Source organism: Herbiconiux oxytropis (genome assembly GCF_024979315.1).
Taxonomy (GTDB): Bacteria; Actinomycetota; Actinomycetes; order Actinomycetales; family Microbacteriaceae; genus Herbiconiux; species Herbiconiux oxytropis.
Map to the genome: position 1 here is coordinate 1 of NZ_JANLCK010000014.1, position 13,210 is coordinate 13,210.

13 protein-coding genes are annotated in these 13,210 nt (G+C 69.0%); 10 read left to right on the forward strand and 3 right to left on the reverse strand.

Annotated features, from left to right (window positions below; all coding sequences use genetic code 11):
* The coding region (locus N1028_RS17660; RefSeq protein ID WP_259530852.1) for a peptide deformylase at positions 1–113 on the forward strand (113 nt) is incomplete at its 5' end.
* An 85-nt stretch (positions 114–198) separates the two neighbouring features.
* On the forward strand, positions 199–1,482 hold the full coding sequence (locus N1028_RS17665; RefSeq protein WP_259530748.1) for a cell wall-binding repeat-containing protein: 1,284 nt from the start codon (positions 199–201) through the stop codon (positions 1,480–1,482).
* A 60-nt stretch (positions 1,483–1,542) separates the two neighbouring features.
* Here the strand turns inward: N1028_RS17665 and N1028_RS17670 are convergent, their stop codons facing one another.
* Positions 1,543–3,366, reverse strand: a complete 1,824-nt coding sequence (locus N1028_RS17670; protein ID WP_259530750.1) for an AMP-dependent synthetase/ligase — start codon at positions 3,364–3,366, stop codon at positions 1,543–1,545.
* A 103-nt stretch (positions 3,367–3,469) separates the two neighbouring features.
* On the opposite strand from N1028_RS17670, the gene N1028_RS17675 reads away from it, so the two are divergent.
* The 3 genes from N1028_RS17675 to N1028_RS17685 are packed head-to-tail and all read left to right on the forward strand — an operon-like array spanning position 3,470 to position 6,539.
* Positions 3,470–4,432 (forward strand): ROK family glucokinase, encoded by a 963-nt coding sequence (locus N1028_RS17675; protein ID WP_259530751.1) that lies wholly within the window; start codon positions 3,470–3,472, stop codon positions 4,430–4,432.
* Positions 4,432–5,136, forward strand: coding sequence for a lysophospholipid acyltransferase family protein (locus tag N1028_RS17680; protein WP_259530752.1), 705 nt, complete (start codon positions 4,432–4,434; stop codon positions 5,134–5,136). The genes N1028_RS17675 and N1028_RS17680 overlap by 1 nt, the downstream gene beginning before the upstream one ends.
* 59 nt (positions 5,137–5,195) lie before the next feature.
* Positions 5,196–6,539, forward strand: a complete 1,344-nt coding sequence (locus N1028_RS17685; RefSeq protein ID WP_259530753.1) for a class II 3-deoxy-7-phosphoheptulonate synthase — start codon at positions 5,196–5,198, stop codon at positions 6,537–6,539.
* A gap of 73 nt (positions 6,540–6,612) precedes the next feature.
* Here the strand turns inward: N1028_RS17685 and pknB are convergent, their stop codons facing one another.
* Positions 6,613–8,649, reverse strand: coding sequence for a Stk1 family PASTA domain-containing Ser/Thr kinase (gene pknB / locus N1028_RS17690; protein WP_310795619.1), 2,037 nt, complete (start codon positions 8,647–8,649; stop codon positions 6,613–6,615).
* A 143-nt stretch (positions 8,650–8,792) separates the two neighbouring features.
* Between pknB and N1028_RS17695 the strand changes: the two genes are divergently transcribed.
* On the forward strand, positions 8,793–9,128 hold the full coding sequence (locus N1028_RS17695) for an Rv2175c family DNA-binding protein (RefSeq protein WP_259530754.1): 336 nt from the start codon (positions 8,793–8,795) through the stop codon (positions 9,126–9,128).
* A 24-nt stretch (positions 9,129–9,152) separates the two neighbouring features.
* Here the strand turns inward: N1028_RS17695 and N1028_RS17700 are convergent, their stop codons facing one another.
* Positions 9,153–10,262: a polyprenyl synthetase family protein gene (locus tag N1028_RS17700; protein WP_375163440.1), complete on the reverse strand. Its 1,110-nt coding sequence runs from the start codon at positions 10,260–10,262 to the stop codon at positions 9,153–9,155.
* 75 nt (positions 10,263–10,337) lie between these two features.
* Between N1028_RS17700 and N1028_RS17705 the strand changes: the two genes are divergently transcribed.
* The 4 genes from N1028_RS17705 (at position 10,338) to ftsL (ending at position 13,207) form a co-directional block, all read left to right on the forward strand.
* On the forward strand, positions 10,338–10,739 hold the full coding sequence (locus tag N1028_RS17705) for an SCO2097 family morphological protein (protein ID WP_259530756.1): 402 nt from the start codon (positions 10,338–10,340) through the stop codon (positions 10,737–10,739).
* 244 nt (positions 10,740–10,983) lie between these two features.
* Positions 10,984–11,415: a division/cell wall cluster transcriptional repressor MraZ gene (gene mraZ, locus N1028_RS17710; RefSeq protein ID WP_259530761.1), complete on the forward strand. Its 432-nt coding sequence runs from the start codon at positions 10,984–10,986 to the stop codon at positions 11,413–11,415.
* Positions 11,416–11,552: 137 nt separating this feature from the next.
* Positions 11,553–12,533, forward strand: a complete 981-nt coding sequence (gene rsmH / locus N1028_RS17715) for a 16S rRNA (cytosine(1402)-N(4))-methyltransferase RsmH (protein ID WP_259530767.1) — start codon at positions 11,553–11,555, stop codon at positions 12,531–12,533.
* Positions 12,530–13,207, forward strand: coding sequence for a cell division protein FtsL (gene ftsL / locus N1028_RS17720; RefSeq protein WP_259530768.1), 678 nt, complete (start codon positions 12,530–12,532; stop codon positions 13,205–13,207). The genes rsmH and ftsL overlap by 4 nt, the downstream gene beginning before the upstream one ends.
* Positions 13,208–13,210 lie beyond the last annotated feature (3 nt).

Consider the following 13,210-nt stretch of genomic DNA (forward strand, 5'->3'; position numbering starts at 1 on the left):
AAGCGCTCCAGCACGAGACCGACCACCTCGACGGCCTCCTCTACCTCGACCGCCTCGACAAGCTCACCCGCCGCGAGGCCATGCGCCTGGTGCGAGAGGCGCCCTGGTTCTGAGTACCAACTGCTCATAACGTCCGAGCCGGATGCGCCGCGAAGGTGAGAGGTCACCCCCTCACCATTCGAGAAAGCGATCCGATCCATGCACCTCCGTTCCTTCCACCACGGCGCCATAGCGGCCGCCGTGCTGACCGTGGCCGCCCTCCTGCCTGCCACGAGCGCGTCGGCGACGCCGACTCTCGACGCGCCCGTCTGCCCCCAGGCCGAGGCCCTTCAGGGCTTGGCCATCGCACCGACACCTGCCCTGGCCGAACCCGACTACAACGCGGTGGTCGAGATCTCCGCCGGTGCACTGCCCGCGGGCGTGCTCCTCGAGGGCGACCGTGCCACGAACACGCCCTACGTCTTCCGCGGAACCCCCTCCGTCACGGGGAGCTTCACCTTCACCGTGAAGCGCATCTTCGAAGACGCCACGCCGCTGACGACGTCGTGCACGATGACGGTCGGCACACCGGGCGACGTCTCGCGCATCGAGGGGCTCGACCGCTACGACCAGGCCGTCACGGTGTCGAAGGCCTCATTCGCGAGCTCTGACATCGTCTACGTCGCCAGCGGCGAGAAGTACTCCGACGCTCTGAGCGCGGCATCGGTCGCGGGCCTGAGGAAGGCGCCGTTGCTGCTCTCCCGGTCGACGACGATCACCACGAGCACGTCGGCGGAGCTGCTCCGGCTCAACCCCAAGCACGTCGTGATCGTCGGAGGCACCGCGTCGGTGGCGGAGATCGTGGTGGATGCACTCAAGGCAGTCGTGCCCGAGGGAGTGAAGTTCACGCGCATCGGTGGGGCCGATCGCTTCGAGGTGTCGCGGGCACTCATCCGACACGCTGACCTAGGGGTGTCCTCGGCCTCGGGCGTCGTCGTGGCAACGGGCAGCAACTTCTCGGATGCCCTTGCCGCGTCGCCCGCGGCGGTGCTGGCGCAGGCGCCGGTGCTCCTGGTGAACGGCTCCGCGTCAGCGCTCACCGCCGAAGAAGCGGCGCTGCTCGCTCACCTTGGCGCGCGCTCCGTCCATATCGCCGGTGGCCCGGCCTCCGTGAGCCCGGCACTGGAGACGTTCCTTGCGAAGTCGTTCACGGTCACGCGGTCCAACGGCACAGACCGATACGAAGCGGCTGTCGCGCTGAACAAAGCGGCCTTCACGTCGCCGACGGGGAAGATCTACCTGGCGAGCGGCACCGCCTTCGCGGATGCGCTGAGCGCCGGGCCGGTGGCCGGGCGAGATGGGAGCCCGATCTACCTCGTGAAGAACGGATGCGTGCCGAACTCGGTGCTGCAGGAGATCGTGCGACTGAAGCCCACGAGCATCATCGTGCTGGGCGGCACGGCGACGCTCAGCGCCTCGGTGGAGGCGCTGAAGTCCTGCTGAGCCACCAACGTGGAAGCGCCCCCCACCTGAAGGTGAGGGGCGCTTCTCGCGGGGCGGGCGTCAGTGCACCAGGGACTGGCCCTCGGTGGCCGGGGCCGCGTTGTAGATGTTCTCGATGATGGGGGCGTAGTCCTTGAGGATGACGTTGCGCTTGATCGTGAGCTTCGGCGTGAGGTGACCGGAGGCCTCCGTGAAGTCGTCGGTGATCACGACGAACTTGCGGATGGACTCGGCACGCGAGACGAGGGCGTTCGCCTCGTCGACCGCGCGCTGCACCTCGGCCAGCACCGCCGGGTTCTCGGCCGCCTCGGCCACCGTCATCGTGGCGTCCTGGCCGTTGTTGTTCAGCCACACCGGGAGCATCTCGCTGTCGAGCGTGATGAGAGCCGAGATGAACGGCCTCTGGTCGCCGACCACGACGACCTGACCGACCACCGGGTTCGAGCGGATCGGATCCTCGAGCGCGGCCGGGGCCACGTTCTTGCCACCGGCCGTGACGATGATCTCCTTCTTGCGGCCCGTGATGGTGAGGAAGCCGTCGTCGTCGAGCGCACCGATGTCGCCCGTCTTGAACCACTCGCCATCCATCACCTCGGCCGTGGCCTCGTCGTTCTGCCAGTAGCCGCCGAACACGTTGATGCCCTTGACGTGGATCTCCCCGTCTTCGGCGATCCTGAGACCCACACCGGGGAGCGCGGGGCCCACGGTGCCGATCTTGAACTTGTCGGTGAGGTTCACGGTGGCGGGCGCCGTGGTCTCGGTGAGGCCGTAGCCCTCGAGGATCGTGACGCCGAGGCTGCGGTAGAAGTGCCCCAGCCGGTGGCCGAGCGGCGCCGATCCCGAGACCGCGTGCACCACGCGCCCACCGAGGGCCGCACGGAGCTTCGAGTAGACCAGTCGGTCGAACAGCTTGAACTTGAGCTTGAGCCCGAGCGGCACGTGACCGGCGTCGAGCGCCTCGGAGTGCTCCACCGCCACGTGCGCGGCCGAGCGGAAGATCTTGCCCTTGCCCCCGCCTTCGGCCTTCTGCTCCGAGGAGTTGTAGACCTTCTCGAACACGCGCGGCACCGCGAGGAGGAACGTCGGCTTGAACGAACCGAGCGCCGGAAGCAGCTGCTTGGTGTCGGCCTGGTGCCCCACCTTGACCCCGCCGTGCACGGAGAGGATCGAGATGAAGCGCGCGAACACGTGCGCGGTCGTGATGAACAGGAGGGTGGAGGCGCCCGGTGCCACGACGTCCTTCATGGCCACCGCGGCGTTGCGGCTGAGCTCCACGAAGTTCGAGTGGGTGAGGATGCAGCCCTTCGGCCGGCCGGTCGTGCCCGAGGTGTAGATGAGGGTGGCGAGGTCGCTGCCCACGGCAAGGTTGCGGCGGCGCTCGACCTCGTCGTCGGACACCGCCCCACCCGAGGACGCGAGCTTGTCGAGGTCGCCGAGGTCGACCTGCCAGACCCGTGTGACGTTCGGTAGGTCGGGGTGGATCTCGTCGAACTTCGAGAAGTGGTCGGCCGTCTCGACGATGATCGCCGTGGCGCCCGAGTCGGAGAGGTTCCACTGCACCTGCGCAGGCGACGAGGTCTCGTAGATCGGCACGAGCACGGCACCGGCGAACCAGGTGGCGAAGTCGATCAGGGTCCACTCGTAGCGGGTCTTGCACATCAGACCGATCTTGTCGCCGGGCTCGATTCCGGCGGCGATCAGGCCCTTGGCGACAGCGCGCACCTGGGTGAGGAACTCGGCGGCGGTGATGTCGCGCCAGCCGGCGCCCTCGGGCACCGCGAAGAGCGCGTCGTCCGGGGTGAGTCGGACCCGCTCGATCAAGAGGTCGGTCACGTTCGCCTGAGGGTCGGCGGTGACGACGGGGGGAACGAAATACTGGTCCACGGCAGCTCCTTCGGTACCGGTCGAGTGCACTTCATCTACACTCTACTTGGTGCGCCCGGGGCTTCTCCTGGCGCCGTCCCATCACGGTGAGAGGAATCGCGGCATGCGCGCCATCGGAATCGACATCGGTGGCACCAAGATCGCCGGCGCCGTGGTGGACGAGCTCGGCACGATCGTGGCCCACGACCGCCGCCCCACGAGCGCGACCGACACGCAGCTCATCGAGGACACCGTGGTCGAGATGGTGCAGCACCTCACCGCAGGCGAGCTCGCCAAGGGCGAGCAGATCGCCGCCGTGGGCGTGGCCGCGGCGGGCTTCATCGACGCCTCACAGTCGACCGTCTACTACGCGCCCAACATCAGCTGGCGCAACGAGCCCTTCCGCGAGAAGCTCGAACGCCGTCTCGAGGTGCCCATCATCGTCGAGAACGACGCCAACGCGGCCGGCTGGGCCGAGTTCCGTTTCGGCGCCGGGCGCCTCGTCAGTGACATGGTCATCCTCACCATCGGCACGGGCGTCGGCGGCGCCATCGTGAGCGGCGACCGGCTCTTCCGCGGCGGCTTCGGCGCGGGAGCAGAGCTCGGACATCTCCGCATGGTGCCGGGCGGCCTGCCCTGCGGCTGCGGCGCCCACGGTTGCATCGAGCAGTACGGCTCGGGTCGCGCCCTCCTCCGCATCGCCGGCGAGCTGGCGGATGCCGGGGGCATCGGCCGTGAGCTGGCCGCGCTGCGGACTCGCGATGGGGGGCTCACGGGCCTGCACGTCGCCGACCTGGTGCAGGCGGGCGATCCGGGCGCCCTGTCGGCCGTCCGCACCCTCGGCGGCTGGCTCGGCCAGGCCTGCGCGAGCCTCGCGGCCGTGCTCGATCCGCAGCTCTTCGTGATCGGCGGGGGAGTGGCGCAGTCCGGCGACGTGCTGCTCGACCCGATCCGCGCCGCCTTCCTCGAGCACCTGCCGGCCCGCGGCTACCATCCGGAATCCGAGTTCGCGATCGCCGAGCTCGTCAACGACGCGGGGGTCGTCGGCGCCGCCGACCTCGCCCGCCACTACGCCGGGGCGGTCTGATGTTCTACTTCCTCGCCAAGTACCTCCTCATAGCTCCCGTGCTGAAGACCCTGTTCCGGCCCTGGGTGATCGGCCTCGAGAACATCCCGGCCAAGGGTGGCGCCATCCTCGCCTCCAACCACCTCTCGTTCAGCGACTCCGTCTTCCTGCCCGTCATCGTCGACCGCCAGGTCTCGTTCCTCGCCAAGAGCGAGTACTTCACGGGCAAGGGCATCAAGGGCTTCTTCGTGAAGCTGTTCTTCACCGCCTCCGGCCAGCTCCCCATCGACCGCGCGGGTGGCAAGGCCTCCGAGGCCTCGCTCAACACGGGCCTCCGGGTGCTCGCTCGCGGAGATCTGCTCGGCATCTACCCCGAGGGCACCCGCAGCCCCGACGCCAAGCTCTACCGGGGCCGCACGGGTGTGGCGCGGATGGTGCTCGAGGCGCACGTGCCGATCATCCCCGTGGCCATGATCGACACCGAGAAGGTCATGCCGATCGGCTCGAAGATCCCGAAGATCCGGCGGATTGGCATCGTCATCGGCGAGCCACTAGATTTCTCTAGGTTCGAAGGACTGGAATCAGACAGGTTCATCCTCCGCTCCGTGACCGACGAGATCATGTACGAGCTCCACCGCCTCGGCGGCCAGGAATACGCCGACGTGTATGCGACTTCAGTCAAGGAGAAGCGCACGAGACCCGTGCGCACCGCCACCACCAAATAGATACGGGAACAGAGCCAGTGGTAGATCCAACAGAACTCATCGTCGAAGCAGATGAATCGGTGATCGCGGGTCTGGACTATTGGCGCACCCTCCCGGTCAAGCAGCAGCCCTCCTGGCCCGACCAGAACGCGGTGGAGTCCGTCTCCCGCGAGATCGCCACGCTCCCGCCTCTCGTGTTCGCGGGCGAGGTCGACAACCTTCGCGACCGCCTCGCGGCCGCCGCGCGCGGTGAGGCCTTCCTCCTGCAGGGCGGCGACTGCGCCGAGACCTTCGCGGGCGCCACGGCGGATCAGATCCGCGACCGGGTGAAGACCATCCTGCAGATGGCCGTCGTGCTCACCTACGGCGCCTCGATGCCCGTCATCAAGATGGGCCGCATGGCGGGTCAGTTCGCCAAGCCCCGCTCGAGCGACACCGAGACCCGCGGCGGAGTCACCCTGCCGGCTTACCGCGGCGACATCGTGAACGGCTACGACTTCACCCCGGAGTCGCGCACCGCCGACCCCAAGCGACTGCTCGACGGCTACCACATGGCCGCGTCGACGCTCAATCTCATCCGCGCCTTCACCCAGGGCGGCTTCGCCGACCTCCGCCAGGTGCACACCTGGAACAAGGGGTTCACCTCGAACCCCGCCAACGTGCGCTACGAGCAGCTGGCCGGCGAGATCGACCGCGCGGTGAAGTTCATGGTGGCCTGCGGCGCCGACTTCGAGGCGCTCAAGCGCACCGAGTTCTACACCAGCCACGAGGCGCTCCTGTTCGACTACGAGCGCCCCATGACCCGGATCGACTCGCGCACGGGCACGCCGTACAACACCTCGAGCCACTTCGTGTGGATCGGGGAGCGCACGCGCGACCTCGACGGCGCGCACGTCGACTTCCTCTCGCGGGTGCGCAACCCCATCGGTGTGAAGCTCGGCCCCACCACCTCGGCCGACGACATGCTGCGCCTGATCGACAAGCTCGACCCGAACCGCGAGCCGGGTCGCCTGACCTTCATCACGCGCATGGGCGCGGGCAAGATCCGGGATGCGCTGCCGCCGCTGCTCGAGGCCATCAAGGCCAGCGACGCACTGCCCCTCTGGGTCACCGACCCGATGCACGGCAACGGCCTCACCACGCCCACGGGCTACAAGACCCGTCGTTTCGACGACGTGGTCGACGAGGTCAAGGGCTTCTTCGAGGCGCACCGGGCTGCAGGAACGCACCCTGGCGGCATCCACGTCGAGCTCACCGGCGACGACGTGACCGAGTGCCTCGGCGGCTCGGAGCACATCGACGAGGCCACCCTCGCCACCCGCTACGAGAGCCTCTGCGACCCGCGCCTGAACCACATGCAGTCGCTCGAGCTCGCGTTCCTCGTGGCCGAGGAGCTCGTCGCCACCTCCGGCGGCCGCCCCTAGCCCCAGCCCTGCCGAGACGTCAGAATCCACGCAAAAGCTCAGCTTTTGACGTGGATTCTGACGTCTCGGCGGGCTAGAAGACGCTGAAGCTGATGGTGATGGAGGAGCCGCGGGGGACGGAGGCGCCTCCTGCGGGGTCGGTCGCGCTCACGCGGAAGGTGTCGGGGAAGGCGTCGGCGACCGCGTTGTACTGCAGCGAGAAGCCGAGGTCGACGAGCACGGGCTTGACCTCGCTCCAGAGCTTGCCGTTGAGGTCGCTCGGCACCGTCACGGGCTCGGGCCCGCGCGACACGTTGAGCGTGATGTCGTCGCCCTCGACGATCGGCCCCTCCGGCAGGATGGCGTCGTAGACCTGGCCCTCGGGGTATTCGTCGTTGAAGTCCTGCGACCCGTCGACACCCACGAGGCCGACCGCCGCGAGGGTGGCCTTCGCCTCGTCGAGGGTCTGCCCGATGACGCCGGGCACCGAGCCGAGCGAGACCTCGAGATTGACGGGCTGCCGCTCGCCGTACTCGGCGCCGAGGGCCGCGCCGTCGGCGCCCGTGGCGACGAGCACGATGCCGGCCTCCGCGTCGTCGCTGAAGTACTTCGTGATCGAGCCCACGGTGAAGCCGGCGTCGGTGATGGCGGTCTGGGCCGCGGCCTCGTCGAGTCCGGCCAGGGACGGCACCGGGAGCATGGCGGGCCCGATCGAGACGAGCACGGAGATGGCCGAGCCGTTCCGCACCGAGCTGCCGGCCGGGGGATCGGTGCCGATGACGGATCCGGCGGGCACCTCGAGGTTGGCCGTGTCGACCCTGGATGCCTCGAGGTCGAGGGCCGCGAGAGTGGCGACCGCGTCGTCGGGCGCCATGGCCGCGACGTCGGGCACGGTGGTCATCGCGCCGGGGCCGGCGCCGAAGTACCAGCCGGTGCCGCCGAGGAGGGCGGCGATCACGATCACGATGCCGAAGATCCAGAACCCGCGCTTGCGCCTGGTCGACGACTTCTGGGCGATCTTCGCCTGGGTGGCAGCCGCCGATCCGTGCGGGCCGGGAGTAGCAGCCCCCACGGGCCCTCGGGCGCCGGGAGGGGCGGGCGGCAGGCCGGCCGCCGATCCGTAGACCGTGGTCGAGGGTGTGGGGGAGCCCTGGTTGACCGCCGACATCGAGCCCGTGCGCCGGCGCTCCTCGAGCACCTGGGTCTGGGCGTGGTCGAGGTCGGCGTCGAAGCTGTCGGCCGGCAGCACGACCGTGCGCGAGGTGGCGGGGTTCTTGGCGCGCTTGCCCACGAGCTCGTGCTCGGCGGTGCGCAGGCGGTCGAGCATCTCGCGGGCGTCGGTGGGCCGCTCGTCCGGGTTCTTCGCCGTGGCCCAGAGCACGAGGTCGTCGAGCTGCTCGGGCACCTCGGGGTTCGCGTGGCTCGGCGTGGGCATCTGGTCGTTGGCGTGCTGGAACGCGATGGCCATGGGCTGCTCGCCCACGTAGGGCTGAGCCCCCACGAGCATCTCGTAGAGCATGATGCCGGCGGCGTAGATGTCGCTGCGTGCATCCGCCGTTCCCCGGGTGAGGAGCTCGGGGGAGAGGTACGCGATCGTGCCGAGCAGGGCCTGGCCCGTCGCGGTGTTGGCCGAGACCGCCCTGGCGAGGCCGAAGTCGCTGATCTTGATGCGCCCGTCGTCGGCCAGCAGCACGTTCTCGGGCTTGAGGTCGCGGTGCACGATTCCCGCCTTGTGCGCGGCCGCGAGCCCGCCGAGCACGGCGTCCATCACGTCGACGGTCTGCTCGGTGGTGAGCTTGCCGTAGTCCTTCAGCAGGTCGCGGAGCGTGACGCCCGGCAGGTACTCCATCACGAGGTAGGCGATCTCGGCGTCCTGGCCCTGGTCGAAGACGTTCACGACGTTCGGATGCGCGAGGCGGGCCGCCGAGCGGGCCTCCTGCACGAAGCGCTCCTTGAAGGCGGCGTCGTCGGCGAGATGACCGTGCATGATCTTGATCGCGACCTGGCGCTCGAGCCGCAGGTCGGTGGCGAGGTAGACGGTCGCCATGCCGCCGCGGGCGACTCGCGACCGCACCTGATAGCGGCCGTCGATGAGACGGCCGATCATGGGGTCGGGAGGCGCGCTGGTCACACCCACGAGTCTAGGGAGCGGGTCATCCACTTCCCCGCATAGACACTGCGCGAGACAGCGGAGTTCGCGGGAATTCCTCTTTTCGCGACGGAAGCCCCGTGCACCGGTCGACCGACTGTGCGGAAGCGTGGCACTCTGTAAGCGTGACTGATCTGCCCGCCAACGAATGGCTGACCGTTCCCGACCTCGTCGACCTGCTCGGCCTCACCCCGGCGAAGGTTCGCCGCCTCATCGAGGACAGGCACCTGGCCGCCACCCGCCGCGACGGCGTGCTCTCGGTGCCCGCTGCGTTCCTGCGCGACGGCGAGCCCCTCACCGAGCTCCGCGGCACCATCATCGTGCTGTCGGACCTGCGATTCACCGACGACGAGATCGTCGAGTGGATGCTGGCGCCGAACGACCTGCTCGACACCTCGCCCATCGAGGCGCTGCTCGCCGGCCGCAAGGCGGAGGTGCGACGCATCGCCCAGGCGCTCTAGCTCGAACTAGAGCTCCAGCCGGTTCTAGCTCTCGCGGTTCGTGATGGTGCGGGCGAGCGAGGAGAGTTCCACCTTGGCCGTGTCGCCGAGGGGCGCTCGCTCGAGCTCCGTGAGCGCCGTGCGCACGCGGTCGGCGATCATAAGCTCGACCTCGGTGACGGCCCCGGTCTCCACCATCGTCTGCTGCATCATGCGGATCTGGTCGTCTCCGAGCTCCGGGTCGCCGAGCAGCTCGTCGAAGATGCGGCGCGACGAAGGATCGAGCCGGGCGCGGGTGAGAGCCACCAGCACGGTGCGCTTGCCCTCGCGCAGGTCGTCACCGGAGGGCTTGCCCGTGCGCGCGGCGTCGCCGAACACGCCGAGCACGTCGTCGCGCAGCTGGAAGGCGATGCCGAGGGGGAGGCCGAAGCGGCGGAGGGCATCGAGCTGGTCGACGCCGGCGCCGCGCAGCGACGCGCCGATCACGAGGGGCGCCTCCACGCTGTACTTCGCCGACTTGTAGACCATCACGCGCTCGGCGTGCTCGAGCGCCTGCTCGAAGTCGAGGCCGGCCCAGGCCCGTTCCTCCATGAGGTCGAGGTACTGCCCGAGGGTCACCTCGGTGCGCATCATGTCGACGGCCTCGCGGGTGCCGAGCAGAGCATCGAGCGCCGGTGCCCCGAGCACCGCACGGGAGATCAGCTCGTCGCTCCAGGCCAGCAGCAGATCTCCGAGGAGGATGGCGCTGCCCTCGCCGAAGCTCCGGGCGGGCCCGTGCCAGTTCTCGTCGGCGTGCAGCGACTCGAAGCGTTTGTGCACGGCGGGCAGCCCGCGACGGGTGTCGGAGTTGTCGATGATGTCGTCGTGCACGAGTGCCGCGGCGTGGAAGAGCTCGAGGCCGGCGCACAGATCGACGAGAGCGTCGAGCTCGCTCTCGCGCGGTACCGCCGAGGAGGAGTTCGCGGGCGACACCGCTCGCCAGCCCCAGTAGCAGAACTGCGCGCGGAACCTCTTGCCGCCGCTGAGAAGATCCCGCGAGAACGTCGCGAACGGTGACAGCTCGGGGGCGATGCGCCGGAGAATGGAATCACGCGACGCGAGGAATTCATTGATCCGAGTGTCGACGAGTTTGACTAGGCGCGGGCTTTCCATCACTCGCCTAGCCTAGCTAGACTGCGCGCACTACAATCGGCAGTGTCGCGCCGGTCCAGAGCCTGAGGTGAAACAAGGATGCCGCTTTCGGAGCAAGAACAGAGACTCCTCGATGAGATGGAGCGCAGTCTCTACCACAACGACGCCGACTTCGTGTCGGCGGTCAGCGGTGGTCGTGGACGGTTGAACTACGGTGCCCTCGTGGTGGGCATCCTGGTGGCCATCCTCGGCCTCGGTGTCGTCATCGCGGGCGTCATCTTCCGCCAACCGCTGATCGGCCTGGTGGGCTTCGTGGCGATGTTCGCGGGAGTGCTGATCGCTCTCCGTCGCTCCAAGCGCACGGCCGGCAGCCCCGTCTCCCCGCCTGCGTCCGGCAGTCCGGCGGGTTCCGGCCGCGGCACCGCGTCGAGCTCGAAGTCGGGCTTCATGGATCGCCTCAACGACCGCTGGGAGCGACGGGACGACGACAGGGGACAGTAGCCCCCTAACCCTCCACTTCGCTCCCCGAAAAAAGACCGGCCCCGGGCCGGTCTTTTTTCATGCCCGGAAACGCTCCCGGGGTGCCCAGATCGCTCCATTTCCCTCCACCCCTCAGATCCGCGCAATTCCGTGGCTCAGAGGGGTGTTTTTCGTGTCATGAGCGTCTCGTGCATAGATTTGTGGTGCGTAGTGGAGTAAAGTGGAGGCATTGCCCACGAATCTGGCCGGAGAGTGAGGGAGGTGGATGTTCCTTGGCACCTACGAACCCAAGCTCGACGACAAAGGGCGCATCATCCTCCCGGCCAAGTTCCGTGACGAGCTCGCCGGCGGCGTCGTGATCACGCGCGGCCAGGAGAACTGTCTCTACGTCTTCTCCACCCGCGAGTTCGAAGACCTGCACGAGAAGATCAGGCAGGCGCCCGTCACGAGCAAGCAGGCCCGCGACTACCTCCGCGTGTTCCTCTCCGGAGCGAGCGCCGAGACACCCGACAAGCAGCACCGGGTCACGATCCCCGTGGCCCTCCGCGGCTACGCCAAGCTCGACCGCGACCTCGTGGTGATCGGTGCGGGCAGCCGCGCCGAGATCTGGGATGCCGAGGCCTGGAACGCCTATCTGGCCGCCCAGGAGGCGGCCTTCTCCGAGACCGACGAGGAGGTGATCCCCGGACTCTTCTGAGTCGCAGCCCCTGACTCCCAGCCGTTCATCCGCCCTGGCACACTTCCCCGGTGCCAGGTCGAACGCCCTGACACACTTCCCCGGTGCCAGGTCGGAATGGATGGGGATCAGGGGCTGCGAACCGGATCCGGATGCTCATGGCAGACGACCAGACACCAGTCGACAAGACCCCCGCCGATCGCCACACCTCGGTGCTGCTCGAGCGCAGCCTCGAACTGCTCGGCCCCGCCCTCGGGCGGCCGGGCGCCGTGCTCGTCGACTGCACGCTCGGTCTCGGTGGTCACTCCGAGGCCTTCCTCGAGGCGTTCCCCGAGCTCCACCTCGTGGGCCTCGACCGCGACCCCAACGCGCTCCGACTCGCCGGGCAGCGCCTCGAACGGTTCGAGAGCCGCATCGACCTCGTGCACTGCGTCTACGACGAGATCGACGAGGCGCTCGAAGGCCTCGGCATCGACGCCGTCGACGGCATCCTCTTCGACCTCGGCGTCTCGTCGATGCAGCTCGACGAGGTCGACCGCGGTTTCTCCTACTCCAAGGACGCACCCCTCGACATGCGGATGGACGACACGGCCGAGTTCACCGCCGCCGAGATCATCGCCACCTACTCCGAGGCCGACCTCCGCCGCATCTTCCGCGACTACGGCGAAGAGAAGCTCGCCGACCGCTACGCCCGCAAGATCGTCGAGGCCAGGAACGCGGGGCCGGTCGTGCGCTCCGGGCACCTGGTCGACATCATCCAGGCGGCGACCCCCGCGAAGTTCTCGAACCAGGGCCACCCCGCCAAGCGCGTGTTCCAGGCGCTCAGGATCGAGGTGAACGCCGAGCTGAGCGTGCTCGAGGACGCCCTGCCGAAGGCCATCGACGCGCTTGCGGTGGGCGGCCGCATCGTCGTGCTCGCCTTCCAGTCCCTGGAAGACCGGATCGTGAAGCGCGAGCTGCAGAAGCGCGCCGTCTCCACCGCTCCTCGCGGCCTCCCGGTCGAGCTGCCCGAGCACAAGCCGGAGCTCAAGCTCCTCGTGCGCGGCGCCGAGCTCGCCGACGAGGCCGAGCGGGAGCGCAACCCCCGTGCCATCCCCGTGCGCCTGCGCGCCGCCGAGAAGATCAGGAGCATCGCGTGACGAACACGGCCGGCGCCTACATGGCGCGCCCCCGCCCCACCCTCGGTGCGAACGCCCTGCAGTCGGCGGTTTCATCCGCCGATCCGGCGCCGGGACTGCTCCCAGGACACGACCTTCCGGTCGCCCCGCGGATCGAGATCGTGCCGAGCCGTTCGCAGAAGCGCGCGCGGCCGAAGATCGCCTACGCCGCCGTCGTGGTGACGGGCGTGCTCGCCATCGTCGTCACGCAGCTCCTGCTCTCCGTCGGCCTCTCCGACGGCGCCTACGAGATCTCGTCTCTGCAGCAGCAGCAGAAGGAGCTCGACCGCACCAACCAGGTGCTCTCGGAGCAGTTCGACACCCTCTCGTCGCCTCAGAACCTCGCCGCGAGCGCCGCGGCGCTCGGCATGGTCGCCAACAGCACCCCGGTGTACCTCCGGCTGAGCGACGGCGCCGTGCTGGGCTCGCCGGCAGCAGCCGGGGCGAGCGCGATCGGCGGCTCCGAGATCCCGAACTCGCTGCTCTCGCCGGCAGACGCCGCGGCCGCCGCCGCAGCTGCTTCGGCCGAAGCGGCGACGGCTGCGGCGACGGCTGCGGCACAGCCGACTTCGGAGGTCGCGAGCGCGCCTCCCGCAGCCCCGCAGTCCGCCGACGTACCGTGGCAGGGTGCACTGCCCTCCCCGACCACGCGCTAGCGC